Genomic DNA, 25,062 nt, shown 5'->3' with positions numbered 1-25,062 from the left:
TTCGTTTAAATCTGTCTACCTTGCGCTCGTGCGCTTTCGTTGACAGAAAAACGCGGCAGGAATTCCGAACGCACCGTGTTTTCTGCCGCGCGTGCGCCGGTGCGGAACGTCTCGCGGTGTCCGGGGAGCGCCGCCCTGATCAGGACGGTCGCCGGAACCCGGCAAGCACAAATAGCAATATCCGGACCGGCGAGCGGCTTCTGCGCCGGAGCGTCGCCCCATACGGCGCAAGGCATTGCGCCCGTTCGCCGCAACCCGGCCGGCAATACGCACGACCGTGTAATTTCGTCGTGCACGCGTCCAACTTTCTCGTCAGACATTCGCAAGGCTCGATGTTTCCGCCCGCACCGGCGCCGATTGCAGCAACACGCGATACTCAGTTGGCGTGATGCCGACCGTCGCCTTGAACTGCCGCGTGAACGCGCTGTGATCGGTGTATCCGCACAACGCGGCGACGTCCGTGACCTTGTCGTGCGTAAGGAGCAGCGCGGTCGCGGCATCGAGCCGGGTCTTGAGCAGGACTTGGCGCGGCGTCAGGTGAAAGACCTTGTGAAAGTAGCGTTCGAGCTGCGCGATGGACATGTTCGCCATTCGTGCGAGATCGCGCATGTTGAGCGGCTGCACGTAATTTTCCTGAATGTGCTGCACCACCGCCGCGAGCCGGCTATACGCGGGATGCGTCCCTTCCGCGGCTTGCAGATCGCGCGAAATGCCGGCAAGCCCCACGATGCTGCCTTGCGCGTCGTAAAGCGGTTGCTTGCACGTCATGCACCAGCCGGGCTCACGTCCGGGATACAGATGCAGTTCGAGCTGATCGATCAACTGCACGCCCTGCGCGATGATGGTCTGGTCCTGCGCCGTGTAAATGCGGCCGAAACGGCGCGGGAACACGTCTTCCGCCGTCTTGCCGAGTAGCGCCGTCTTGTCGTCCTTGTGCCCGCAACGGCGCGCAAGCGTGCGGTTGACCATCGCGTAGCGCGCGTCGCGGTCCTTCACGAAGAAGACGATGTCGGGCATCGCATCGAAGACCGGCGCGAGCAACGCGAAGTGCGAGAGCATGTCGCGCAGCGTCGAAGGCGGCGGCGACGGCAAGGAATCGTCGTTGGCCGCACGAGGCGAAGCGGGTCCGGCAATCAGCCCTTGCATGCTCATCGTGCGTTCGGGGGTCGTGAATTTCGGGACGATTATAGTGACGCGCGAACTGCGCCAATATTCGCGCTGTCCCCACTATTCTTTTCGGTCCGTCATTCTTCGTTCGGTTCGGCAAGCTGACATGCCGCGATCAGCGTATCGATGCGCACAGGCGTGAACGGCTCACGCGCAATCGCTCGCGGCCAGCCGAAATAGAGCGCGGCCGCCTCGCCGCAGATACGCCCCTGACACGCGCCCATGCCGCAGCGCGTCTGAAGTTTGGCGTCGCGCCAGTTTGCGTGAGCAGCGACATCGCCGATGCGGACGTCCTCGCAGCGGCAGATCAGCGTGTCGGCGGGCGGCATCGCGCGGGCGTCGGCTCCGAGCGCAAACGCGCGATCGACGCGCGCCGCGAATGCGCGCCAGCGGCTTCGTTCGCGAGCCAGGCGGGCGTCGATCGGCACGCCGAGCGCCGCATGTCCCGCGCACGCGCCTTCCGCCCGCGACAGCTCCATGCCGCCGATGCCCGTGCATTCGCCCGCCGCGAAAACATCGGCGAGAGACGTGCGCTGGTTATCGTCGATGCGGATAGCGCCGCGTTCATCGACCGCACAGCCGAGCGCCAATGCGAGCGTCGCGTTCGGCACGAGTCCGTAGCCACACGCGACGCGATCCACTTCGACTACCTCCTCGCCGTTGCGCGTGCGAATCGTCACGGCTTCGACGCGCCCCTGCCCCTGCGCCTTCACGACGACGCTTCCCGCGCGATACCGCGAAACGCCCAGCGCGCGCACAAGCGATATCGCCTGCGCGAACTTGCCCGGCGTCGCGGCGAGCGACGCCACGAAACGCGCGACGCGCGCCATCGGCGCTTGCTCGATCACCGCGAAAACGTCCGCGCCGTGGCGGCGCGCGGTATCGGCGACGGCGAGCAGCAGCGGCCCGCTTCCCGCAACGACGATGCGCTCGCCCCGCACCGGCAAGCCGCCCTTGACGAGCGCCTGCAAGCCGCCCGCGCCGGTCACGCCGGGCAGCGTCCAGCCTTCGAACGGCAGCAGCCGCTCGCGTGCGCCGGTGGCGAGAATCAGCTTCGAATAGGTGATGACGGCGGGCGCGCCGTCGCGTTCGAGCAGGAGCCGCTTGTCGCCGGGCGCGGCGGCGACTTTCGTCGCGCTGATGCGTTCGAGGTTGGCGCGCGGGGCCGTCGTGGCAAGCCACTCGCGCAGGAACGGCGACGGCGCGGCGCCCGGTCCTTGCCGCCAGATCTGGCCGCCGGGACGCGGATTGTCGTCGATCAACGCGACGCGAACGCCCGCATCGGCGGCCGCCACGCGCGCCGCCGCGAGGCCCGCCGGTCCCGCGCCGATGATCGCGATATCGAAATGCGCGGTCTTCATCGCGCCGTCTCGACGACGAGGCCATCGCGGCAAAGCGTCTGACAGGCGAGCACGTGCGCGCGGCCATCGATGGCGACGCGGCATTCGTGGCACACGCCCATGCCGCAGAACGCGGCGCGCGCCTCGCCGGTGACCGAGCGGCGCGCGGCGGCGCGGCCGTGAAGCGCAAGCGCGGCCGCGACGGTCGTGTATTCGGCGACGACGAGCGGCGTGCCGTCAATCGTGATGCGGATGCGGTCAGTCATTGGCTTGAGGCTTGAGGCTTGAGGCTTGAGGCTGGGGGTCGGGTTTCCGAAAGGCGAAGGGCGGAACGGGATCGCACGCGTCACTCATCGGCGTGCGCCACCACGAACCGTCGCGGCGAGAACGGCGCAAGATCGGGCAAGCCGGGCATCGGCGGATCGTTCAGCATGCGGGCGACGAGCAGCTTCGCCGTTCCCAGCGATGTCGTCACGCCCAGCCCTTCGTGCCCCGTCGCGAGCCACAAGCGGTCGTTGTCGTGCCGCGCCGCGCCGATGATCGGCAGGCCATCCGGCGTCGCGGCCCGAAAGCCGGTCCACGTGCGGATCGCGTTCATGTCGCCGATGCCCGGCAGATAGCGCGACGCGCGCTTCAGCATCGCGCCGAGCACGTTCATTTCGACGGCGGGATCGGTCGTACCGAACTGTCGCGACGAGCCGATCATCAACTGGCCCGTGGGACGCGGCTGCGCGTTGAACGCGACCGAGGTTCCGCTCGCGTGATGCGCGCTCTTGATATAGCCGAGTTCCGCTATCTGACGCCGAATGGTCCCCGGATAACGGTCCGTGATGAGCAGATGGCCCTTCTTCGCTTCGAGCGGTACGCCATCGACGAGCCGCGACGCCGCCAGGCCGTTCGCCACCACGACATGCGCCGCCGTGCGCCGCTCGCCGTCCGCCAGCGTGACGCTTGCGTGCGTGCGGTCAGCATCGACCGCGCTGACCGCGCTCTGCGTCGATACGCGAATGCGGCTCGCGCCCGCCGAACACGTCAACAGAAACTGCGCGGCGGCGGGCGCGTAGACGATGGCGTCGTCCTCGACCACCAGCCCGCCCTGCATCGCGTGACTCAGCGCGGGCTCTTCCTTGCGCAGCGTGGCGGCGTCGAGCAGATGCGCGCGGACGCGGGCGGCGGCGAACGCGGACTGCATCGCGCGGGCGGCGGCGCACTCTTCGTCGTCCACGGCCACCCACATCGAGCCGCATCGGGTGAAGGCATCGCGCGCACGCAAGTCTGGCGCGAGCGCGAGCCACAGATCGCGGGACAGGCGCGAGAGCGCGAATTCGGCGGGCGAATCGTTCATCAGGACGATATGCCCCATGCCCGCCGCCGTCGCCCCGCCGCCGATGACGCCCGCGTCGATCACATCGACCGACAAGCCGCGCGCCGCCAGTTCCGCCGCGCACGCCGCGCCGACGATGCCCGCACCGACGACGATCACATCTGCCGTCATGCGCCCGCGCTCGCTGACACGCCCCAGGCGAACGGATCGCGCTCGTCGATGACGAGCCGCCCTTCGCCCATGATGTGCGCGTAGCCGGTGATCGTCGGAATCAGGTCGCCGCCCGCCCGTGCGTAGCTGCCCTCGAACACGCTGCCGATGATGCTCTCCTGCCGCCACACCGCGCCCGGCGCGAGGAGGCCGTCCGCCGCGAGGCACGCGAGTTTCGCGCTCGTGCCGGTGCCGCACGGCGAGCGGTCGTACGCGCTGCCGGGGCAAAGCACGAAATTGCGGCTGTCGAGTCCGGCGCGCGGCGAATCCGCGAACAGTTCGATGTGGTCGATATACGCGCCGTCCGCGCCCGTGACGCCTTGCGCGTGCAACGCGTCGCGGGTCGCTTCGGTGAACGCCGTCAACTCGCCGATGCGCGCCGGCACGAGTTCCCGGCCATGCTCGGCGGCGAGGAAGAACCAGTTGCCGCCCCACGCGACGTCGCCGGTCAGCGGGCCGTGGCCGGGCACGTCGACCGTGACCGCATGCCGGTGCCGATACGCCGGCACGTTGCGCACGCTGACGCTGCCGTTCGCGTTGAGCGTCGCATCGACGGGGCCGACCGGGGTATCGATCCGGTGCCGCCCCGGCGCGATCCTGCCCGCATGCGCCAGCGACGCAACGAGGCCGATCGTCCCGTGCCCGCACATGCCGAGATAACCGACGTTGTTGAAGAAAATCACGCCCGCCGCCGCGTCCGGATCGTCGGGTGCGCACAGCAACGCGCCGACCATGACGTCCGAGCCGCGCGGCTCCGTTACGATGGCGCGCCGCCAGTCGTCAAACTGTGTGCGGAACGTGTCGAGGCGTTGCGCCAGCGTGCCGCCGCCGAGGTCCGGGCCGCCCGCGACGACGAGGCGCGTCGGTTCGCCGCCGGTGTGGGAGTCGATGATATCGATGGTATTCATGCCGCCTATCGTAGAAATGCTCGCGCCGGGCGTCTTGGCGCGGCTAGGCGGTTTGAATGACGAAATCGGCATAACGCGTGGCGTTTGCGGCGGGGCTGAAATCGGCGTGGCCACAGACACAACACGCAAACTGCGCGGCTTCGCACGGCGAGTCCTTCGAGAGCTGCCCTGGCGCGTATCTGGCAAGGCGTAATGCCCGCCGTCATCACCCAGGTCGCCGCCGATTTCAGCATAGACCGCGCTGGAGGAAAAAGAACATTGAAGCGCGAATTGATGCGGGCGTCGACGGCATCATCGTGTGCGGATCGCGCGCAGAGGCGCCGGGCAAGCGCTTGCCCGGCGCTGCTGACGGTCACTGGGAACAGCACGCTCGACGGTTATCGCCAATTAGAAGCGCCTCGTCGCTTGGCGCTAATGGCTAACTGGTGCTGCCGGGGCTTCCATATCTGTCCGACCGGCGCGAGACCCTCGACCGTCAGCACAAGAAATCGCGGCGCTGATCTGCCGCCGCATCGAGACCCGGCCGGCACGCCGCCGCTCTGAAATGAAAAATGCCGTTTTGCGACGGCATTCATCAAGGTGCTGCTGATTCGGTCTTCACGACTCACGCGGCGAATCGTGCCTGCTCCGGCTCCACGCGGTCTTCGCCAGAGTTCTCGCTGTCATCGTAAAGATGCAGGAGACGGTAGCCGCTTTTGTAGACCGGCTGCAGGCGGAAGTTATTCACCGGCTCGATCTCGAGCGCAAGGCGCAGGCGGGAAACGTGGCTGTCGATCGTGCGCGTGGTTTCGCGGAACTCGCGGCCCCAGACCATCGCGAAGATGTGATCGCGCGACAGCACCCGGCCGATGTTCGAGAAGAAAAGCTGCGCGAGACGGAACTGCGTGCCGCTCAGTTCGACCGGGCGGCCGCGCACGGTGACGGTCTGCTGCCGCGAGTCAAAGCGATACGGTCCGATCTCGAGGCACGCGCTCGACGTGGCCGGAAACGCTCGACGCAGCAACGCTTCGATCCGCGCGCCGAATTCGCCCGGCCGAATGGGATACACCACGTAATCGTCCGCGCCAGCCGTCAGCGCGCAGACCACGTTGTGCTCCGCGCCGTCGGGCGTGGCGAACATGACCGGAACGCGCTCGCCAAAGCTGGAACGAACGGATTTCAGAAGATCCAGACCGCAGAGACCCGACGAATTCCAGTCCAGAATCAGCAGGTCGACCGTCGAGCGCGACAGCGCTTTCGACAGCAGAAGACCGTCGCCGAACGTCACGACCGTATGGCCGAGGCGTTTCACGACCTCGCTGATGAGATTTCGATAAGTTGTGTCGGTTTGCAATACGGCGACGCGCATAGTGTCAGGCCTGATGAGTCTAAGGGACATGGGCCGAATGCCGCGCGTGACTGCCGCTGCATTCCCCGGGCGTCTCGTTACAAAAGGAGACGGCCATTACAGGCAGGCATTCTGGTCAGCCACGCTTCCCTTTCCCATCGGATTGGTCCGAAAGTGTCAAGGCATGTCACCGCGATGCGTCTCGCCGACGCAACCGTGCGATCGTTTCTTCGAGGAAACTCGTGGAGCGGTGGCTTACATCCTGTAACATGCCGCCTTCGGCTCACAATGGCCGAAATCCAGCCTTCGCCGTTTTACCGAGACGCTGCGAGGGCATGCGCCGCGGCTCTCCGTCGCCATGCGCAGTGCGGATGGCGGGCGACGGCTTCATATCCGCGCCCGGGTCGTTCCCGTTTCGCGCTCACCCGGCGCGTCTGACATCCCGCAGGGCATCGCCTCGTTCCATGCGTCGCTCGCCGCACGCGTGGCTTTCCTCATTCCGGGTTCTCATTCGATGCAGGCAACACCTTTCGACGGCGCTTCGCACGCCGCCGGCCGCTCGCTCACGCGCAGCGACTACAAGACGCTCACGCTCGCCGCGCTCGGCGGCGCGCTGGAGTTTTACGACTTCATCATTTTCGTGTTCTTCGCGCCGGTCATCGGCCAACTGTTTTTCCCGCCGTCGATTCCCGACTGGCTGCGGCAGTTGCAGACCTTCGGCATCTTCGCGGCGGGCTATCTCGCGCGGCCGCTGGGCGGCATCATCATGGCGCACTTCGGCGACCTGCTCGGGCGCAAGCGCATGTTCACGCTGTCCGTGCTGCTGATGTCGGTGCCGACGCTCCTGATGGGCCTCCTGCCCACGTATGCGTCGTTCGGCATGATGGCGCCCGTGCTGTTGCTGCTGTTTCGCGTGATGCAGGGCGCGGCGGTCGGCGGCGAAGTGCCGGGCGCGTGGGTGTTCGTGTCGGAGCACGTGCCGGGCCGTCATATCGGCTATGCATGCGGCACGCTGACGGCCGGCCTCACGGCGGGCATCCTGCTCGGCTCGCTGGTCGCCACGGCCATCAACAAGACCTTTCTTCCCGCCGATGTCGCCGGTTTCGCGTGGCGTCTGCCGTTCCTGCTCGGCGGCGTGTTCGGATTGTGCTCCGTCTATCTGCGCCGCTGGCTGCATGAAACGCCGGTCTTCGCGGAGTTGCAAAAGCGCAAGTCGCTTGCGGCTGAAATTCCGCTGAAGGCCGTGCTGCGCGACCACGGGCGCGCGGTGATCGTGTCGATGCTGCTGACGTGGATGCTGTCCGCCGCGATCGTCGTCGTGATCCTGATGACGCCGACGCTGTTGCAAAAGCAATTCGGCATCGCTCCGGCGACGGTGCTCGCCGCCAACTGCGCCGCGACGCTGTGCCTGACCATCGGCTGCGTGCTGGCGGGCGCGATCGCGGGACGGATCGGTGCGGGCAAGACGATTTTCATCGGTGGATGCGTGCTGGCCGTGTCGTACTACGCGCTCTTCAAGCAAGTGGCGGCAGATGCCTCCGTGCTGCTGCCGTGGTACGCGTTCACGGGCTTCACGGTCGGCGTGATCGGCGCGATTCCGTTCGTGATGGTCAAGGCCTTCCCGCCCGCCGTGCGCTTCTCGGGCATCTCGTTCTCGTACAACGTCGCGTATGCGGTGTTCGGCGGACTCACGCCGATCGTCGTCTCGTTGATGATGAAATCGAGTCCGATGGCGCCCGCGCTCTATGTCGGCGCGCTGTGCATCTTGGGCGCGCTGACGTCGCTCTTCATCAAGGACGCGCCGGCTGCACGCTGAGCCGCGCGGTTCGACGTCCAATGGCGCACTCGCGGTCGGGGTGCGCCATTTCCGTCTGGGCGGCGGTACCGGGTACGTCCGTTGCAGCATTCGCCGGGAACGCGCGAACGCGCGCCTTCGCTACTCTCCCGGAGAACACGCCATCATGTCGACCATGCCTCGCTCACCGGACGAATCCATCGAGCCGGACCCGGACAAACTGCTCGATCCCGACGCAGCACCCAATCCCGAAGACCCCGACATGCCCGACGGTCCCGATTCGGCGACGCCGCTCGTGCCCGCCGATCCCCATAACGGCGAACCGCGCATGTGAAGCGATGCCCGCGCGGCCACCGGTGCGCGCGGGCATCATCGAACGAAGACGGGCCTTAGAGGCTCGTCGTCTGCACTTCGCCCGTCTCCAGCGCACGCTCGATGAGCGCATCCTGCTGCGCCTTGCGCACCGCGTCAGCGACGAACGTATCGGGCGCTTCCACTTCCGCCCTGATCGCGCCGATGATGCCGTCGGCCTCCACGATCACGAGCGATTCCGCCGAATCCGCCCGGCTGATGATGACCCGTTGCGGCCCGCCGCCTTCTGCGATGCTCGCGCAGAACTGCATGCGCTCGCCGCCGATCACTTGTTCGAATGTCTGAATCATGGCTGCCTTTTCCCGCGTTGATTGAACGAAAACTGCATCGTGCACGACGTCGCACGCTTCAGTTTCATTATTGATCCGCACGACGCCGCCAGGTTCCGCTTTGTAAGCGTCAGCGCCGTGCGTCGGCCAGTTCGCGCAGCTTGACGGCTGTCGCCTCGTCGGCCGGAAAGAAGGCTTCGATCGCCAGTTCCGACAGCGTGATGTCGACGGGCGTACCGAAGACAGTCGTCGTGCTGAAGAACGAAAGCACGCCGTGTGCCGTGCGCAACCTGAGCGGCACGACGACGGCGTCGGGTTCGCCGTGCGGCTCGTCTGCCGCGTGCGGCGGCGCGGGATAAGCGTCCAGTTCGGCGAGGAGCGCGGCGAGCGCCGTATCGCCCGATACGTCGATCTGACGCCTCACGCGTGCGAGCACATGCGCGCGCCACGCGTGCCAGTTGCCGATAACGCCTGCCAGCCCGCGCGGATGCAGCGACAGCCGCAGCACGTTCGCCGGCGGCGCGAGCAGCGACGCATCCGCCGACGCGACCAGCGGCTCGAGCGCCGCGTTGGCGGCGATCATCGTCCAGTGACGGTCGATGGCGAGCGCCGGATACGGTTCGTATCCCTTCAGCACGAGATCGACTGCGCGGCGCGCGGCGTCGAGTTGCGGATCGGCCAGCGTCCGCTCGCGATAGATCGGCGCATAACCCGCCGCCACGAAGAGCGTGTTGCGCTCGCGCAGCGGCACGTCGAGTTGCTCGGCGAGGCGCATTAGCATGTCGCGGCTCGGCATCGAGCGTCCCGATTCGACGAAGCTCAAATGCCGCGTCGATATGTCGGCGATGCCCGCGAGATCGAGCTGGCTCATGCGCCTGCGCTGCCGCCATTCGCGCAGCAACGCGCCGACCGTCGCGGGCGCGGCGCGCAACGTGTGGGCTGTCAGTGTCGAGTTCATACGCCGATGGTAGATGAAGCGAGGACGTGCTTCCATTACCTGCCAGGTAATCGCCGCGTAACATTTACCGCCGCCAACCTGCTTTCGAAATCTTTCCACGAGCCACCCTTAATGTCCCGGTGTACTGCGCCGTTAAAAAGCCCAGCACCATGCAGACAATGCTTTGCGAGCCGTGCGTGTTTCGTCGAACGAGCGCGCACGGCTCGCCAAGCCCGGACATTTGCGGAGAAATCATGTTTGTCGTTATCGGATGGGTACTCGTCATCGGCTCGGTGATCGGGAGCTTTATCGGCGTCGGGGGCCACCTCGCTGCGCTCGTTCAGCCGTTCGAACTGCTGTGTATTTTCGGCGCGGCGATTGGCGCGTTCGTCGTATCGAACCCGACCGCGACGCTCAAGAAAACGCTTCAGGCGCTGCCTAAAGTGTTCAAGGGCGGCGGCTATACCAAAGAGAAGTACCTTTCGCTGATCGCGCTGCTCTATGAGCTGCTGCAAAAGGCGCGCAAGGAAGGAATGATGGCGCTCGAAGCCGATGTCGACGCGCCCGAAGCCAGCCCGCTCTTTCAAAAGTACGAACACGTGATGGCCGATCATCACCTGCTCGACTTCATCGTCGATTACCTGCGCATGATGTCGGCGGGCAATGTGAACGCGCTCGAACTGCAGGACCTGATGGACGAAGAACTCGAAACGCATCACGCGGAAAGCGCCGTCGCCGCCAATGCGATTCAGAAGATGGCCGATGGCCTGCCGGCATTCGGCATCGTCGCCGCGGTGATGGGCGTCGTGCATACGATGGGTTCGGTCGGCGCCGCGCCCGCCGTGCTTGGCGAGATGATCGCCGGCGCGCTCGTCGGCACCTTCCTCGGCATTCTGCTCGCGTATGGCTTCATTGGCCCGCTCGCGGACCTGCTCAACGCGAAGGGCGCGGCCGAAGCCAAGCCGTTCCAGTGCGTGAAGTCGGTGCTGCTCGCATCGATGAACGGGTACGCACCGACCGTGGCGGTGGAGTTCGGCCGCAAGGTGCTGTTCACCGCGGACCGTCCGAGCTTCCAGGAACTGGACGACGCCGTGCGCGCCACCAAGATGCCGAAGTCGGCCTGACGAAGCCCTGATCCGAAGGAGTCACGCTCATGGCTGAAAGACCCTCACGCGACCCGTTGCAATCGGTGCTCGCCCCCACTGTCGTCGTGCGTCGCAAGAAGAAAGGCGGTGGCCACGGCGGGCATCATGGCGGTGCATGGAAGATCGCTTACGCCGACTTCGTCACCGCGATGATGGCGTTCTTCCTGCTGATGTGGCTGCTCGGCTCCACGTCGAAGTACGACAAGGCCGGCATCGAAGACTACTTCAACACGCCGCTCTCCGCGCTCTTCGGCAACGAAGGCGGTGCGTCGGCGCATACCAGCATCATCAACGGCGGCGGAAAGGACTTGTCCAGCTCGCGTCCCGGCGAAGCCAGCAAGAGCCAGACGCAGCCGGTGCCGCCTTCGGTGGCGCGTGCCTCGGTTGCGGCGGAAGACATGCAGCGTCTGCAACAGCTCAAGCAGAAGCTGACCGCGCTCATCGAAAACACGCCCGCATTGCGTGCGTTCAAGGACCAGATTCGCATCGCGATCACGAGCGAAGGCTTGCGCATCGAGATCGTGGATTCGCTCAAGCGGCCGATGTTCGCATCGGGCAGTTCGAAGCTCGAAAGCTACGTGACGACGATTCTGTCGAACATCGGCGCTTCGCTCAACGATGTCGACAATCGCGTGTCGATTGCGGGCCATACGGATGCCGTGCCCTATTCGGGCAGCCAGAAAGGCTATTCGAACTGGGAACTGTCGGGCGAGCGCGCGAACGCGGCGCGCCGTGCGCTGGTCGCGGGCGGCATGAACGAAACGAAGGTGCTGCAAGTGCGCGGCCTCGCCGATGCGCTTCCGCTCAACAAGGACGTCATCGACGAGCCGACCAATCGCCGCATCAGCATTCTCGTGCTGAACAAGGCAGCCGAACTCGCATTCTTCCGCGATGGCGGGCGCACCACGAGCGATCAGGCCTTGCCCGCTGAATCCGCCGCTCCCGCAGCGGTCGCGGCGAAATCGAACATGCAGGTCGGCGTGGTCAAGTAAGCGCGCGTCAGGCGAACCAGTCCATCACCGTCTGCACCACGAGCCACGCGTTCGCCGCGCTGATCACGGCGAACAGCAGCCACGCGAGCGCCTTCGTATGCAAGGCGTTCGCGAACCTGCCCATGAGCGCGTGATCGTTCGTCATCCGAATCAACGGATAGAGTGCGAACGGCAATTGCAGGCTCAGCACGACCTGACTCGCCACGAGCAGCTTGCCGACCGCCCCGTTGCCCATCAGATACACGCCGATCACTGCCGGCACCAGCGCGAGCGCCCGCGTGATCAGACGCCGCTGATAGCACGGAATCTTCAGGCGCAGGAACCCTTCCATGATGACCTGTCCCGCGATGGTGCCGGTGAAGGTCGAGCTTTGACCCGAAGCGAACAGCGTCACCGCGAAGAGAATCGCCGCAAGCCCGGTGCCGACGATCGGCGCGAGCAGCTTGTACGCATCCTCGATTTCGGTGACTTGTGTATGCCCCGTCGCGTGGAACGCGGAAGCCGCGAGAATCAAAATCGCCGCGTTGATGAGCAGCGCAAGCACGAGCGACACGATGGTGTCGAGCCGCGAAAGACGGATCGCCGAAGCGAGGCTCGCCTCATCGCGAGAGACGACGCGCGTCTGCACGATCGACGAATGCAGATACAGGTTATGCGGCATGACCGTCGCGCCGAGAATGCCGATCGCAAGATAAAGCGGCTCCCGGCTGGACAGCACGTCGATAGACGGCACGAGCCCCGCCGCCACCGCGGGCCAGTGCGGCTTCACGAGCGCCAGTTCCACGACGTATCCGACGCCGATGGTCGCGATCAGTCCGAGCATGATCGCCTCGAGATCGCGGAAGTTCTTCCCCTTCAGGCCGAGCACGATGATCGTATCGAAGGCGGTGAAGACGACGCCCCACATCAGCGAGCAGCCGAATAACAAGTGAAACGCCAGCGCGCCGCCGAGCACTTCGGCGAGATCGCACGCAATGATCGAAAGCTCCGCGAGCAGCCACTGGGCATTGGCGATGGGCTTCGAATAGCGCTCCCGCGAAAGCTGTGCAAGATCGCGCCCGGTGACGATGCCAACCCGCATGGCCAGGCATTGCAGCACCATAGCCGCCAGGCTCGACAAGACAACGACGAACAACAGGCTGAAGCCGTAGCGCGACCCGGCTTCGATATCCGTCGCCCAGTTGCCGGGGTCCATGTAGCCGATGGAAATCAGCAGCCCCGGCCCTGCGAACTGCAACAGTTTCTTCCAGAGCGGCGCACCGGGCGCGACGATGACGGACCCTTTGACTTCAGACGGGCAGAACGGCGCGGTCGCCGTGGTCGGCAATTTGAACATGCGATAAGAGGCGCGAAAGGCAAGCGTAACGAGCAGGCGAGTCTATCACCGGCCCCGCGCGCTTTCAGGGCGGGCATGCCAATACGTCTGACCGAGGCGCCATCTGCACGCCAGCATGTCGTCACTGTCCGACAAATAGAATCTGCACGTGATCCTGGCGTGCATACCGCGATCGCCCGTCACTCGCATGAGGAGTCCGCCATGAAGCTAGTCACCCGCATTGCCGTCGCCGCACTCGTCGCTTCGCCGCTCGTCGCCTCCGCCCAGGAAGGGCTGACGCGCGCCCAGGTCAAGGCGCAACTCCAGCAAGTGGAGCAGGCCGGCTACAACCCGTCGGAGCGCGACGCGTTCTATCCCAACAACATCCAGGCCGCCGAAGAGAAGATCCGTTCGGGCAACGCATATGGCGCATCGCCGGATGGCACGTCGGCATCGGGCGGTTCGATGTTGACCACGCCGCCCGGACAGACGCCGCAGTAAGGTTCGCGCCGCTGGTTGCAAAAGCGCCGTCGCAGGCGAACTCCCGGGCGTGGGCATGCCTACAATGAACGACGCCGCGTCACGAGGACGTGGCCGCGCACTGTAGCCGTGTCTCTCGATCCCTTCGTATGAGGAGTTCGCCATGAAGCCAGTCATGCGCATTGCCATCGCTGTCGTTGCGCTGTCGCCCGTCGTCGCCGCAGCGCAAACCAGCGGCCTCACGCGTCAGCAAGTCGTCGACGATCTGATTCGCGCAGAACGCGCCGGCTATTACCCCGGCGTCGACGATCAGCGTTATCCCGGCAGTTTCCTCGACATCAAAGAAGGCATCTATACCGGCGCAAGCGTCTATCGCTCCGCCACGCCGCGCAATCTTCCCGCCAATACGAACGGTTCCACTGCGAACTGAATGCTGCCGCATGAAGCGATCGCGCAGCTTGCGATCGCCCGCGATCTTTTTTTCTTTCAAACCGCCTTAGATGACGAAAGGGCCATTTTCAGGTCATTTTGTCGTTGGCGCCTGGCCACTACCATAGCGACACTTCGTGCGCCTCATCACGGCCGCGCCCTTCCCTCGCATTCTCCGAACGACTCGATGTGGATCGTCAACGTTGCGCTCAAGCGGCCGTACACGTTCATCGTGATGGCCATCATGATCCTGCTGGCTACACCTTTCGTCCTCCTGACGACGCCGGTGGACGTGCTGCCCGAAATCGATATTCCCGTGGTCAGCATCATCTGGAATTACACGGGCCTTTCTGCGGAGGACATGGCGAATCGCATCACGTCGGTCAACGAGCGCAGCCTTACGACGACGGTGAACAACATCGAGCACATCGAGTCGCAGTCGCTGCCGGGCATCGCGATCATCAAGCTGTTTCTGCAACCGACAGCGAACATTCAGACGGCGATTGCGCAGACCGTGGCCGTCGAACAGGCGCAGCTCAGGCAGATGCCGCCCGGCGCGACACCGCCGCTCGTCATCAGCTATTCGGCCTCCAGCATTCCGGTGATTCAGCTCGGCCTGTCTAGCCCGAAGCAATCGGAACAGGACCTGAACGACACCGCGCTCAACTTCCTCCGCCCGCAACTCGTGACGATACCGGGCGCAGCCGTGCCGTATCCGTATGGCGGCAAGACGCGCCTCATTTCCGTCGACCTCGACACGCGCGCGCTGCTTGCCAAGGGACTCACGCCTACCGACGTAGTCAGCGCCGTGAACGCGCAGAACCTGATCCTTCCGACGGGCACCGCCAAGATCGGCCCGAAGGAATACACGATCAACATGAACGGGTCGCCTACGACCGTTGCGGGCCTCAACGACATTCCCGTGCGCACGGTGAACGGCGCGACGACATATCTGCGCGAAGTGGCGCACGTGCGCGACGGCTTCTCGCCGCAGACGAACATCGTTCGGCAGGACGGACATCGCGGCGTGCTGATCTCCGTGCTCAAGAACGGCAATGCGTCGACGCTCTCCATCGTCAATACGCTGCACGATCTATTGCCGCAGGCGCGCGCCTCGTTGCCTCAGGACCTTAAAATCAGCGCACTGTTCGATCAGTCCGTATTCGTGAAGGCCGCCGTGCAGGGTGTCGTGCGCGAGGCGCTGATCGCGGCGGCCCTGACTGCCGCGATGATCCTGCTCTTTCTCGGCAACTGGCGCAGCACCTGCATCATCGCGATCTCGATTCCGTTGTCCATTCTCTCGTCCCTGCTGGCGCTGCATGCGCTCGGGCAGACGATCAACATCATGACGCTCGGCGGCCTCGCGCTCGCGGTCGGCATCCTGGTGGACGACGCCACCGTGACCATCGAAAACATCGAACGTCACTTGCACATGGGAACCGATCTGCACGACGCGATTCTCGAAGGCGCAGGCGAAATCGCCGTGCCGGCGCTCGTTTCCACGCTCTGCATCTGCATCGTTTTCGTGCCGATGTTCTTTCTCACCGGCGTCGCGCGCTATCTCTTCGTGCCGCTTGCGGAAGCCGTCGTCTTCGCGATGATCGCGTCTTACGTTCTTTCCCGCACGCTGGTGCCGACGCTCGCGATGCTGCTGATGGGCCACGCGCATGCACCCGGCTCTAACCGCAAGCCCAATGTCTTCGTGCGGCTGCATCGCCGTTTCGATCATGGCTTTGAGCGCATGCGTGGCCCTTATATCGTTATCCTGAGCACTTTGCTCGTCCGCCGCCGCATGTTCGGAGCCTTGTTTCTCGGGTTCTGCGTGTCGTCGGCGGGCCTCGTGTTTTTGCTTGGCGAAGACTTCTTCCCTAGCGTCGATGCCGGCGATATCCGCATGCACATGCGTGCGCCGACCGGTACGCGCATCGAGGAAACCGCGCGTCTCGCGGACGAGATCGAAAAGGTGGTGCGTCAGGTCGTGCCGCAAGACCAACTCACGACGATACTCGACAACCTCGGCCTGCCGTACAGCGGCATCAATCTGTCGTACAGCAACGCGGGGACCATCGGCACGCTCGATGGCGAGATCCAGGTGGCGCTCACGCCCGATCATGCGCCGACGCAGAACTACATCGACACGTTGCGCAACCTGTTGCCGCACCGCTTTCCCGGCGTCGAGTTTTTCTTTCAGCCGGCCGACATCGTCACGCAGATCCTGAACTTCGGCTTGCCCGCCGCCATCGACGTGCAGATACAGGGGCAAAACCAGCAAGCCAACTTCGAGGCCGCGAGCAAGCTGATGAAGCGGATCCGCTTGATCCCCGGCAACGTCGATACGCACATCCAGCAAAAGCTCGACGAGCCGACGCTCAATCTGCAAATGGACCGCACGCGCTTGCAGCAACTCAATCTCTCCGCAAGCAATGTTGCGCAGAACGTGCTGGTTTCGCTCTCCGGAAGCTCGCAAACATCGCCGGGGTTCTGGTTCAATCCGCGCAACGGCGTCGAGTACAACCTCGCCGTGCAGACGCCGCAGTATCAGGTGTCGTCGATCGACGAACTGATGCGCACGCCCGTGTCCGCATCGTCGAATGGACCGACGCAATTGCTCGGCAATCTCGTGCGCCTCTCGCCGCAAAGCGAGTTCGCCGTCGTCACGCACTACAACATCCGTCCGGTGATCGACATCTTCGTGAGCGTCGAAGGGCGTGATCTCGGCAGCGTCGCGCGGCAGGTCGATCATCTCGTCGCTGAAGCGCGCCGGACCTTGCCGCGCGGAAGCCAGCTCGCGGTGCGCGGACAGGTCGAAACGATGCGCACATCGTTCTTCGGCCTCGGCGTGGGCGTCGCGATGGCGATCGTGCTCGTGTATCTGCTGATCGTCGTGAACTTCCAGTCGTGGATCGATCCGCTCATCATCGTGAGCGCATTGCCCGCCGCACTCGCCGGCATCGTATGGATGCTGTTTCTCACGGGCACGCATCTGTCCGTGCCTGCATTGACCGGCGCGATCATGACGATGGGCGTCGCCACCGCGAACAGCATCCTGACGGTCTCGTTCGCGCGCCAGCGTCTCACGGCCGGCGCACCGCCCCTCACTGCCGCGCTCGAAGCAGGCGCGAGCCGCATCCGTCCGGTCCTGATGACCGCCTTCGCGATGATCATCGGCATGATTCCGATGGCGCTCGGCCTCGGCGAAGGCGCGGAGCAAAACGCACCGCTCGGCCGCGCGGTCATCGGCGGATTGCTGTTCGCCACCGTATCGACGCTCTTCTTCGTGCCGCTCGTGTTCGCCGGCATTCATTCGCGCATTGCCCGCAAAGCGCGGCGAAACGAAGACTCGCACGACCATGAAGCAAGCTAAACCGTCACACGTCTCCCGCCGAACATGACAGAAAAGAACCACGCATCCCTCGCGATTCCTGCGCGCGATTCCGATGAAGGCCCGGCGCTGCCGCCGCGCAATCTCGAATGGAAGCGCGCGAAGATCGCGATCGTCATCGTGCTTGCGCTGCTTGCAATCGGCGCGGCGCGTACGGTCGTGACTGACGTCTTGCACGGCCGTTCCGTCGCCACGCGCACGCAGCAGAATGCACAGCAGTATGTGAATGTCGTCGCGCCGACGCAGGCGACCAGCGGCGGCGACACCACGTTGCCGGGCACCTTGCGCGGCTTCGTCGAATCGCCGATCTATGCACGCGCCACGGGCTATCTGCTGCACTGGTATGTCGATATCGGCGCGCAAGTGAAGCAGGGCCAGCTGCTCGCCGATCTCGATACGCCCGAGATCGATCAGGAACTCGCGCAAGCCGTCGCGCAACGCGATCAGACCGCATCGAGCCTCGTGCTTGCCAAAAGCTCGCTGCAACGCTGGCAACAGTTGCGCCAGCGCGATGCCGTCTCGCAACAGGAACTCGACGAACGGCAGAGTGCGTATAACCAGAACGTCGCGAACCTCGCCGCCGCCGACGCCAACGTGAAGCGTCTGCGTCAGCTCGAATCGTTCAAGCGCATCGTCGCGCCGTTCGCGGGCGTGGTCACGCAACGCAATGTCGATGTCGGCGATCTCATCGATGCGGGCAGCGGCGCGAGCCGCGCGCTCTTCGCGCTCGCACAGTCCCATCCGTTGCGCGTGTACGTGCAATTGCCGCAAGCGTATGCGCAGAACGTATCGATCGGACAGCAGGTGGTCGTCACGCAGGCGGAACTCTCGGGCCAGCAGTTTCACGGGAAGATCACGCACGTGTCGGGTGCGATCGATGTCGCCACGCGCTCGCTGCAAGTCGAAGTGACGTTGCCGAATCCCGATGGACGCCTGCGGCCCGGCGCCTATGTGCAGGTCGCGTTGCCGTCGTCGGCGCATGCGCGTCTGCTCGTGCCGGGCAACGCGCTGCTGTTTCGTTCGGAAGGCCCGCGCCTCGCTGTCGTCGATAACAACGGCCACGTGCAATTGCGCAAGATCGTGATCGCGCAAGACCTCGGGCAATCGCTCGAGATCGAAAGCGGCATCGGTCAGAACGACAAGATCATCATCAACCCGAGCGATTCGATTGCGGACGGCGATCATGTCGTCGTGGCGCCCGACAAGAAGGCGGCGTCATGAGGACCGTCGCCGTCATGCTTTCATTGGCGTTGCTCGCGGCCTGCACCGTCGGCCCCGATTACAAGCGTCCGATCGCCGAAACGCCGCCTGACTGGAAGACCGATTCATACTGGCGCATCGGCGAACCTTCACATGCGCCGCTCGCGCTCGACTGGTGGCGCGGCTTCAACGATACCGCCCTCGATGCGCTAGAAACGCAGGCGCTCGCGCAAAATCAGACGCTTGCCGCCGCGAGCGCGCACTACGAGCAAGCGCGTGCGACGCTCGCACAGACTTCATCGCTTGCGCTGCCCGAAGTCGACCTGGGCGCGCAAGCATCGCGCTCGCGCACGTCGCGCAATCGTCCAGTCAACAACTACACGACGCCGAGCATGTCGACGGTGCAGAACGATTTGAAGCTCGCGCCGACCGTCGATTACGACATCGATCTCTTCGGCCGCATTCGTCGCGAAGTGGAAAGCGCGCAGGCATCGGCGGAACAGTCGCGCGACGATCTCGCCAACGCGCGCCTCGTGCTAACGACGGACCTCGCAAGCGACTACTTTTCGATGCGCGAACTGGACGCCGAGATCGACGTGCTGAACCGCTCCGTCGAGCTTCAGAAGAAAGCGCTCGATTACGTGACGGCGCAACACGATCTCGGCGCGGTATCCGGCCTCGACGTGCTGCAACAGCAATCGCAACTCGATTCGACGCGCGTGCAGGCGCAATTGCTGGTCAATCAGCGAGCGCAGTTCGAGCATGCGATTGCGGCGCTCGCCGGCACACCCGCGCCGCAGTTCGCCATTGCACCAATGCACGATACGCACGCTATCCCCGCAATCCCGCTCGGCTTGCCAAGCGACGTTCTTCAGCGCAGGCCCGATGTAGCGTCAGCCGAACGCGCGATGGCCGCGGCCAATGCGCAAATCGGCGTGGCGAAGGCGGCGTTCTTCCCAAGCCTGACGCTCAACGGCACGATCGGTTGGGAAAGCACGGCGCTGGCGAGTCTCGTGTCCGCGCCGAGTCTCTTGTGGACGATCGGCACGATGGCCAGCCAGGTCGTCTTCGATGGCGGCCGCCGCTCGGCTGCCGTCGCGTTCGCGAGCGAAGGATATCGGGCGACGGAGGCGAATTATCGTCAGACCGTGCTCAATGCGTTCCAGCAAGTGCAGGACGGCATCGTCGGATTGTCGGTGCTGGATGGCGCGGCGAAGCAGTCGCATGCCGCCGTCGTCGATGCAGAACGCCTGCTTTCGCTTGCGAACGATCGTTATTCAGGCGGTCTCGTCGCGTTTCTCGATGTCATCACCGCGCAACAGCAACTGCTCACGAGCGAGCGTCAGGACGTGCAGATACGCGGCCAGCAGCACACGGTTTCGGTCGCGCTCGTGAAGGCGCTGGGCGGGGGATGGAACGTCGATGAAGCAGCACGCAACGATGCGGCCAGCGCGCAACGCTCGTATAGTGTCGAAAGCGCGGATGCGGCAAGCACACATTGAACATGCACAGGGGCAGGCATGAAAGTCCTGATAGTGGAAGACGAGCATAAGGTGGTGGACTACCTGCGTTCGGGATTGACCGAGCAAGGCTGGGTCGTCGATATCGCGATGGACGGCGAAGAAGGGACGCATCTCGCGATCGAATACGACTACGACGTGATCGTGCTCGACGTGATGCTGCCGCGCCGCGACGGCTTCGCAGTGCTCAAGGCGCTGCGTCTGCAAAAATCGACGCCCGTGATCATGCTCACCGCACGCGATCACATCAACGATCGCGTGCGCGGCCTGCGCGAAGGCGCGGACGACTATCTCACGAAGCCCTTCTCTTTCCTCGAACTCGTCGAACGATTGCATGCGCTGGCACGCCGCACGCGCGCGCAGGAATCGACACTGATATCCGTGGGCGATTTATACGTCGACCTCATCGGCCGCCGCGCCACACGCGATGGCGTAAGACTCGATCTGACCGCGAAGGAGTTTCAGCTATTGAGCGTGCTCGCACGGCGTCACGGCGACATTCTTTCGAAGACGGCGATCACCGAACTCGTATGGGAAGTCGATTTCGAGAGCCATACGAACGTCGTCGAAACCGCGATCAAACGCTTGCGCGCGAAACTCGACGGACCGTTCCGCACGAAGCTGCTGCATACCGTGCGCGGCATGGGCTACGTGCTCGAAGTGCGCGAGCCGCGCGACATGCGCGAACCGAGGGAAGACGCGAGGCCATCATGAAGGTGCAGCGTTCCATCGCACGGCGGCTTGCGGTAATGTTCGCGCTGGTCGCGTTGTTCGTGTTCTCGCTCGTCGGCTCCGGGCTCTTCCTGGTGTTGCGCGTGCAACTCGAGCAGCACTTGCGCGATTCACTCGATAATCGCGCGGAAATTGCTCGGCTCATCGTTTCGCATGCTTCGAATCCGGACAAGTGGAAGATTGCGAAGGAGAAGCTCGCCGACATCACCCCGCGCGACGGCTCGACGCTCTTCGCCGTGACAAGCAACGATCCGCGCTTCAGCTATGGCCTGCCGCCCGCTGGCCGCGTCGTCAAGCATGTGCTCGGCGGTTATGCGCGCTTCCGGCCCGAAGGCCGCGCCTACGACATGCTGATGACCACGCTGACCATTCCGCCTTACGCGGATCGTCCGCCGCTGCAGCTGTTCGTCGCGGTCGATTGCTCGCCGAACGTGCGCACGATGCGCGTGTTCGGTCTGGCGCTCGCGGCGCTGCTCGCACTTGCAACCGTTGCCGTGCTGTTGCTGAGTTATTCGGTTGCGCGGCTCGGTCTCGCGCCGCTGACACGCCTCACGCGCGACGCGCAGAACGTGAGGCCCAACAACCGGTCGCAACGGCTCGATACGCGTTCGCTGCCCTTCGAACTTGAAGACCTCGCGAAGTCCTTCAACGGCGCGCTCGAGCGGCTCGATCATGCGTATGGGCGTCTCGAATCGTTCAACGCGGATGTCGCGCACGAACTGCGCACGCCGGTCACCATCCTCATCGGTCAAACCGAAGTGGCGTTGACGCGCGATCGCTCCATCGACGAGCTGCGCCACACGCTGCAATCCAACCTCGAAGAATTCGAGCGCGTGCGCGCGATCATCAACGACATGCTGTTTCTCGCACGCGCCGATCAGGGAGAACGCGCAACCGGTCTGGTGGAAGTCTCGCTTGCGGCGGAAGTGCATCGCACGCTCGAATTTCTGGAGATTCCGCTCGAAGACGCTCAGGTGCGCGCGGTATCGAGCGGCGACGCCCGCGCCTTCGTCAACACATCGCTATTTGGCCGTGCGCTGTCGAACCTCGTGATGAACGCGATCCAGCATTGCGCGCCGGGCGCAACGATATCCGTGTCGATTGTGCGTGAAAACGGACACGTGCGCGTCGCGGTGACGAACCCCGGCGAGCCGATTGCGCCGCCTATCATGGAGCATCTTTTCGACCGCTTTTTCCGCGCGGAAAGCTCGCGCACGAACAGCCGCGAGAATCATGGTCTCGGGCTCGCGATCGTCAAGGCCGTGGCGGAGATGCACCGCGGCACGGTGTCGGCGACGAGCGCAAACGGCGTCAATACGTTCGCATTCTCCATCGCACGCTTCGGCAATGATGATCGTCCGATCGGCGCGACGCACGCCGTGCAGCAACATGCGCCGGCGCGTGGCGACAAGATAGGCGTGCGGTCAGCAGGGTGATTTGATTCACTGGCGGCGTCCCTTTTCTTCGAATCACACGGTACTGAGCCGCGCCATCTCCGTTTCGACGATCAGCTTCTTCAACTCCGGCACGCAAGAACCGCAGTTTCCGCCCGCTTTCACGCACGCGGTAACGTCGGCTGCCGTCTTGAGGTTCTTGTCGCGTATCGCATTGCAGATGGTATTGCGGCCCACGCCGAAGCATGAACACACCGTCGGCCCGGTGTCCTCGCCCTTGCCGACCGGCTGACCGAGCAAGAGGCTGACGCGGTCTTCATCGTCCAGACGATCCTTCGAAAACAGGCTCGCAAGCCAGGCACGCGCCGGCAGGTCCGGGCGCTCGGAGATGAAGATGCAATGCTCGATGCGGTCGTTCACCACATGCGCCGCGCGATAGATACCCGCGCTCTTGTCTTCGTATTCGATCCAGTCGGCGTGTGGATCGTCGACAGCGAAAAACGCACGCGCCCATTCGCGATGATCTCCATGCGCCGCATCAAAACGATTGCGTCCCGCAAGTTCATAGCGCACGAAGCGGGCGCCGTGCACGCGGGTCCAGTGCGTGACGGCATCGAGCGCAGGGACGTCGCGCGAGAACGAAAAGCCATGCCACGTCACATGGAACTTCTCGACCGCAACGGGCGTGTGCTTGAATTCAGGCTCGCCGGAAATGGGATCGACGACGGGGTTCACCACGGCGCCGGCTCGCGCATCCGATGCCACCTGATCGTTCCAGTGAATCGGCACGAACACGCTGCCGCGCGGCATGCCTCCGCCATGCTGCACGCGCGCGATCATCGAACCCCAGCGGCTCGTGATGCGCGCAAGCTCGCCCTCGCGCACTCCGCATGCAAGTGCGTCTTGCGGATGCATGTCGATGAACGATTCGCTGATGTGCCCGGCGAGCTTCTCTGAACGGCCAGTGCGCGTCATCGTGTGCCACTGATCTCGCACGCGGCCTGTATTCAGGACGAGCGGATACTCGGCATCCGGTGCATTGACGGGCGCGCGCGGCGGTGTCGGGATGAAGCGTGCGCGGCCATCGGCATGGCTGAAGCGTTGCGTGTCGAAGAGGCGTTCGGCGCCTGTCCCATCCTTCGCGCGCAGCGGCCATTGCACCGGCTCCAGGGCATCGTATCGCTCGCGATCGAGCGCAGTCAGTCCGCCGATATGAAACGCACGAGGCACGCCATCGGAGGCATCATTGCGATACGCCGAGAGACGCGCGTGTTCGTCGAAAATCTGATGCGGGCCTTCGAAATCGAAGCCATCGAAATTCATGCGGCGCGCCACATCGCAGATGATGCGCCAGTCCGCCCGCGCGTCCCCCGGCGCCGGAAGAAACGCACGCTGACGCGAAATGCGCCGCTCGGAATTGGTCACGGTGCCGTCCTTCTCGCCCCAGCCGAGCGCGGGCAGCAGCACATGGGCCAACGCATTCGTGTCCGTCTTCTCGATGATGTCCGAACTCACCACCAGTTCGCATTTCGCGAGCGCACGCTTCACGCGATCGCCATCGGGCAGGCTCACGACCGGATTGGTGCCCGTGATCCAGACCGCTTTCACGCGGCCCGTTTCGATCGCATCGAAGAGATCGACGGCCTTGAGGCCCGCACGTTGCGCGATGCGCGGCGAGTGCCAGAAGGTCTGCACGATCTCGCGATGCAGCGCATCGTCCAGTTCGAGATGCGCCGCAAGCGTGTTCGCGAGTCCGCCAACTTCACGGCCGCCCATCGCGTTCGGCTGCCCGGTGAACGAGAACGGCCCCATGCCGGGCTTGCCGATTCGCCCGGTTGCAAGATGACAGTTGATGATGCTGTTGACTTTGTCAGTGCCCGCGCTCGACTGGTTTACGCCCTGCGAGTACACGGTCACGACGCGCTCAGTGCGCGCAAACAAGCGGTAAAAGGTCGTCAGGTCATGCGCGTCCAGCTTGCAATCCCTGGCGAGCTGCGCGATATCGGCGGGCAGGGCCGCTGCGAGCGCGGCGTCATAGCCGTTCGTGTGGGCGTCGATGAAAGCGGCATCGGTTGCGCCGTGCTCCGCGAGAAACGCCAAAAGCCCGTTGAAGAGCCGCACGTCGCTGCCCGGCTTCAACGGCAGATGCAGATCGGCCATCTCGCACGTCGCCGTGTAGCGCGGATCGATCACGACGATCTTCACATCCGGCCGCGTCTCTTTCATCTTGACGATGCGTTGAAACAGGATCGGATGGCACCATGCGGTATTCGATCCGACGAGCACGATAAGGTCCGCGAGTTCGAGGTCCTCGTAATTCATCGGCACGAGGTCTTCGCCGAATGCGCGCTTGTGCCCTGCCACCGACGAAGACATGCACAGCCGCGAGTTCGTATCGATGTTCGCGCTGCCGATATAGCCCTTCATCAGCTTGTTCGCGACGTAATAGTCTTCGGTGAGCAACTGCCCCGACACGTACAACGCGACGGCATCCGGACCGTGCTCGTCGATGATGCGCGCGAAGCCGCTCGCCACCGTGCCGATCGCATCGTCCCATGACACGTCGGAGAGTGCACCGGTCGTTCTGTCGCGCAGCTTCGGACTCAGCAGGCGTCCTTCCAGCCCGACGGTTTCGCCCAGCGCCGAGCCTTTCACGCATAACCGCCCGAAGTTAGAAGGATGCGCTTCATCGCCCGCGATGGCAACATCGACGGCGCTGCGAGGCGTCGCCTTCACGCCGCAGCCGACGCCACAATAAGGGCACGTCGTGCGTACGGCAGCCGGCACGTTCGGGATGATGGGAATGCTCGCTTTCATATCCATG

Annotated in this window: 21 protein-coding genes and 1 pseudogene; 12 read left to right on the top strand and 10 right to left on the bottom strand. The window is 64.4% G+C overall.

Annotated features, from left to right (window positions below; genetic code table 11):
- Window positions 1-312: 312 nt before the first annotated feature.
- The 5 genes from AB6804_RS17425 to AB6804_RS17405 form a co-directional block, all read right to left on the bottom strand.
- Complete coding sequence (locus tag AB6804_RS17425) at window positions 313-1,146, bottom strand: helix-turn-helix domain-containing protein (RefSeq protein WP_370887629.1); 834 nt, start codon at window positions 1,144-1,146, stop codon at window positions 313-315.
- Between the two features lie 98 nt (window positions 1,147-1,244).
- Window positions 1,245-2,528, bottom strand: a complete 1,284-nt coding sequence (locus AB6804_RS17420; protein ID WP_370887499.1) for an FAD-dependent oxidoreductase — start codon at window positions 2,526-2,528, stop codon at window positions 1,245-1,247.
- The gene (locus tag AB6804_RS17415; protein WP_244795019.1) at window positions 2,525-2,773 is read right to left on the bottom strand and encodes a (2Fe-2S)-binding protein; all 249 of its coding nucleotides are present in this window, start codon (window positions 2,771-2,773) and stop codon (window positions 2,525-2,527) included. The genes AB6804_RS17420 and AB6804_RS17415 overlap by 4 nt, the downstream gene beginning before the upstream one ends.
- Window positions 2,774-2,853: 80 nt before the next feature.
- The gene (locus tag AB6804_RS17410; protein ID WP_370887498.1) at window positions 2,854-4,002 is read right to left on the bottom strand and encodes an NAD(P)/FAD-dependent oxidoreductase; all 1,149 of its coding nucleotides are present in this window, start codon (window positions 4,000-4,002) and stop codon (window positions 2,854-2,856) included.
- Window positions 3,999-4,949 (bottom strand): 4-hydroxyproline epimerase, encoded by a 951-nt coding sequence (locus AB6804_RS17405; protein WP_370887497.1) that lies wholly within the window; start codon window positions 4,947-4,949, stop codon window positions 3,999-4,001. The genes AB6804_RS17410 and AB6804_RS17405 overlap by 4 nt, the downstream gene beginning before the upstream one ends.
- A gap of 168 nt (window positions 4,950-5,117) precedes the next feature.
- Here AB6804_RS17405 and AB6804_RS17400 point away from each other — a divergent pair.
- Window positions 5,118-5,419, top strand: a pseudogene (locus AB6804_RS17400) (dihydrodipicolinate synthase family protein); the annotation flags it as partial.
- 134 nt (window positions 5,420-5,553) lie between these two features.
- On the opposite strand, the gene AB6804_RS17395 reads toward AB6804_RS17400, so the two are convergent.
- Entirely contained in the window at window positions 5,554-6,297 is a 744-nt protein-coding gene (locus AB6804_RS17395; protein ID WP_370887496.1) for a response regulator transcription factor, read from the bottom strand.
- Window positions 6,298-6,790: 493 nt separating this feature from the next.
- Here AB6804_RS17395 and AB6804_RS17390 point away from each other — a divergent pair, with 493 nt between their 5' ends.
- Together AB6804_RS17390 and AB6804_RS17385 are read left to right on the top strand one after the other, a co-directional pair.
- The gene (locus AB6804_RS17390) at window positions 6,791-8,092 is read left to right on the top strand and encodes an MFS transporter (RefSeq protein ID WP_370887495.1); all 1,302 of its coding nucleotides are present in this window, start codon (window positions 6,791-6,793) and stop codon (window positions 8,090-8,092) included.
- A gap of 145 nt (window positions 8,093-8,237) precedes the next feature.
- Window positions 8,238-8,405: a hypothetical protein gene (locus AB6804_RS17385; protein ID WP_160174750.1), complete on the top strand. Its 168-nt coding sequence runs from the start codon at window positions 8,238-8,240 to the stop codon at window positions 8,403-8,405.
- A gap of 55 nt (window positions 8,406-8,460) precedes the next feature.
- Here AB6804_RS17385 and AB6804_RS17380 read toward each other — a convergent pair whose 3' ends face one another.
- Together AB6804_RS17380 and AB6804_RS17375 are read right to left on the bottom strand one after the other, a co-directional pair.
- Complete coding sequence (locus AB6804_RS17380; protein WP_244795022.1) at window positions 8,461-8,733, bottom strand: hypothetical protein; 273 nt, start codon at window positions 8,731-8,733, stop codon at window positions 8,461-8,463.
- Window positions 8,734-8,842: 109 nt separating this feature from the next.
- On the bottom strand, window positions 8,843-9,670 hold the full coding sequence (locus AB6804_RS17375) for a helix-turn-helix domain-containing protein (protein ID WP_370887494.1): 828 nt from the start codon (window positions 9,668-9,670) through the stop codon (window positions 8,843-8,845).
- Between the two features lie 233 nt (window positions 9,671-9,903).
- On the opposite strand from AB6804_RS17375, the gene motA reads away from it, so the two are divergent.
- Window positions 9,904-10,773 (top strand): flagellar motor stator protein MotA, encoded by an 870-nt coding sequence (motA, locus tag AB6804_RS17370; protein ID WP_370887493.1) that lies wholly within the window; start codon window positions 9,904-9,906, stop codon window positions 10,771-10,773.
- 29 nt (window positions 10,774-10,802) lie between these two features.
- Entirely contained in the window at window positions 10,803-11,786 is a 984-nt protein-coding gene (gene motB / locus AB6804_RS17365) for a flagellar motor protein MotB (RefSeq protein WP_188885330.1), read from the top strand.
- Window positions 11,787-11,793: 7 nt separating this feature from the next.
- Here motB and AB6804_RS17360 read toward each other — a convergent pair whose 3' ends face one another.
- Window positions 11,794-13,122, bottom strand: a complete 1,329-nt coding sequence (locus tag AB6804_RS17360; RefSeq protein WP_370887492.1) for an Nramp family divalent metal transporter — start codon at window positions 13,120-13,122, stop codon at window positions 11,794-11,796.
- Window positions 13,123-13,323: 201 nt separating this feature from the next.
- Here AB6804_RS17360 and AB6804_RS17355 point away from each other — a divergent pair, with 201 nt between their 5' ends.
- From AB6804_RS17355 to AB6804_RS17325, 7 genes are all read left to right on the top strand, one after another.
- Window positions 13,324-13,602, top strand: a complete 279-nt coding sequence (locus AB6804_RS17355; protein WP_370887491.1) for a DUF4148 domain-containing protein — start codon at window positions 13,324-13,326, stop codon at window positions 13,600-13,602.
- A gap of 142 nt (window positions 13,603-13,744) precedes the next feature.
- Entirely contained in the window at window positions 13,745-14,011 is a 267-nt protein-coding gene (locus tag AB6804_RS17350; protein WP_370887490.1) for a DUF4148 domain-containing protein, read from the top strand.
- A 186-nt stretch (window positions 14,012-14,197) separates the two neighbouring features.
- A complete protein-coding gene (locus AB6804_RS17345; RefSeq protein WP_370887489.1) occupies window positions 14,198-17,374 on the top strand; it encodes an efflux RND transporter permease subunit in 3,177 nt (1,058 codons plus the stop codon).
- A 24-nt stretch (window positions 17,375-17,398) separates the two neighbouring features.
- Window positions 17,399-18,613: an efflux RND transporter periplasmic adaptor subunit gene (locus AB6804_RS17340; RefSeq protein WP_370887488.1), complete on the top strand. Its 1,215-nt coding sequence runs from the start codon at window positions 17,399-17,401 to the stop codon at window positions 18,611-18,613.
- On the top strand, window positions 18,610-20,094 hold the full coding sequence (locus AB6804_RS17335) for an efflux transporter outer membrane subunit (RefSeq protein WP_370887487.1): 1,485 nt from the start codon (window positions 18,610-18,612) through the stop codon (window positions 20,092-20,094). The genes AB6804_RS17340 and AB6804_RS17335 overlap by 4 nt, the downstream gene beginning before the upstream one ends.
- An 18-nt stretch (window positions 20,095-20,112) precedes the next feature.
- Window positions 20,113-20,826, top strand: coding sequence for a heavy metal response regulator transcription factor (locus AB6804_RS17330; protein WP_035968469.1), 714 nt, complete (start codon window positions 20,113-20,115; stop codon window positions 20,824-20,826).
- Between the two features lie 2 nt (window positions 20,827-20,828).
- On the top strand, window positions 20,829-22,280 hold the full coding sequence (locus AB6804_RS17325) for a heavy metal sensor histidine kinase (protein WP_370887628.1): 1,452 nt from the start codon (window positions 20,829-20,831) through the stop codon (window positions 22,278-22,280).
- A gap of 33 nt (window positions 22,281-22,313) precedes the next feature.
- Here the strand turns inward: AB6804_RS17325 and AB6804_RS17320 are convergent, their stop codons facing one another.
- A complete protein-coding gene (locus AB6804_RS17320; RefSeq protein WP_370887486.1) occupies window positions 22,314-25,061 on the bottom strand; it encodes a molybdopterin-dependent oxidoreductase in 2,748 nt (915 codons plus the stop codon).
- Window position 25,062 lies beyond the last annotated feature (1 nt).

It is taken from the genome of Caballeronia sp. RCC_10 (genome assembly GCF_041360715.1).
GTDB classification, from domain to species: domain Bacteria; phylum Pseudomonadota; class Gammaproteobacteria; order Burkholderiales; family Burkholderiaceae; genus Caballeronia; species Caballeronia grimmiae.
Note: the sequence above shows the minus strand (reverse complement) of the source record. Positions and strands in the feature narration are given on the sequence as shown.

Excerpts from the sequence above, each read along its gene's own strand:
- AB6804_RS17425 (WP_370887629.1), bottom strand. The coding sequence starts at position 1,146 with ATGCAAGGGCTGATTGCCGGACCCGCTTCGCCTCGTGCGGCCAACGAC.
- AB6804_RS17420 (WP_370887499.1), bottom strand. The coding sequence starts at position 2,528 with ATGAAGACCGCGCATTTCGATATCGCGATCATCGGCGCGGGACCGGCG.
- AB6804_RS17415 (WP_244795019.1), bottom strand. The coding sequence starts at position 2,773 with ATGACTGACCGCATCCGCATCACGATTGACGGCACGCCGCTCGTCGTC.
- AB6804_RS17410 (WP_370887498.1), bottom strand. The coding sequence starts at position 4,002 with ATGACGGCAGATGTGATCGTCGTCGGTGCGGGCATCGTCGGCGCGGCG.
- AB6804_RS17405 (WP_370887497.1), bottom strand. The coding sequence starts at position 4,949 with ATGAATACCATCGATATCATCGACTCCCACACCGGCGGCGAACCGACG.
- AB6804_RS17395 (WP_370887496.1), bottom strand. The coding sequence starts at position 6,297 with ATGCGCGTCGCCGTATTGCAAACCGACACAACTTATCGAAATCTCATC.
- AB6804_RS17390 (WP_370887495.1), top strand. The coding sequence starts at position 6,791 with ATGCAGGCAACACCTTTCGACGGCGCTTCGCACGCCGCCGGCCGCTCG.
- AB6804_RS17385 (WP_160174750.1), top strand. The coding sequence starts at position 8,238 with ATGTCGACCATGCCTCGCTCACCGGACGAATCCATCGAGCCGGACCCG.
- AB6804_RS17380 (WP_244795022.1), bottom strand. The coding sequence starts at position 8,733 with ATGATTCAGACATTCGAACAAGTGATCGGCGGCGAGCGCATGCAGTTC.
- AB6804_RS17375 (WP_370887494.1), bottom strand. The coding sequence starts at position 9,670 with ATGAACTCGACACTGACAGCCCACACGTTGCGCGCCGCGCCCGCGACG.
- motA (WP_370887493.1), top strand. The coding sequence starts at position 9,904 with ATGTTTGTCGTTATCGGATGGGTACTCGTCATCGGCTCGGTGATCGGG.
- motB (WP_188885330.1), top strand. The coding sequence starts at position 10,803 with ATGGCTGAAAGACCCTCACGCGACCCGTTGCAATCGGTGCTCGCCCCC.
- AB6804_RS17360 (WP_370887492.1), bottom strand. The coding sequence starts at position 13,122 with ATGTTCAAATTGCCGACCACGGCGACCGCGCCGTTCTGCCCGTCTGAA.
- AB6804_RS17355 (WP_370887491.1), top strand. The coding sequence starts at position 13,324 with ATGAAGCTAGTCACCCGCATTGCCGTCGCCGCACTCGTCGCTTCGCCG.
- AB6804_RS17350 (WP_370887490.1), top strand. The coding sequence starts at position 13,745 with ATGAAGCCAGTCATGCGCATTGCCATCGCTGTCGTTGCGCTGTCGCCC.
- AB6804_RS17345 (WP_370887489.1), top strand. The coding sequence starts at position 14,198 with ATGTGGATCGTCAACGTTGCGCTCAAGCGGCCGTACACGTTCATCGTG.
- AB6804_RS17340 (WP_370887488.1), top strand. The coding sequence starts at position 17,399 with ATGACAGAAAAGAACCACGCATCCCTCGCGATTCCTGCGCGCGATTCC.
- AB6804_RS17335 (WP_370887487.1), top strand. The coding sequence starts at position 18,610 with ATGAGGACCGTCGCCGTCATGCTTTCATTGGCGTTGCTCGCGGCCTGC.
- AB6804_RS17330 (WP_035968469.1), top strand. The coding sequence starts at position 20,113 with ATGAAAGTCCTGATAGTGGAAGACGAGCATAAGGTGGTGGACTACCTG.
- AB6804_RS17320 (WP_370887486.1), bottom strand. The coding sequence starts at position 25,061 with ATGGATATGAAAGCGAGCATTCCCATCATCCCGAACGTGCCGGCTGCC.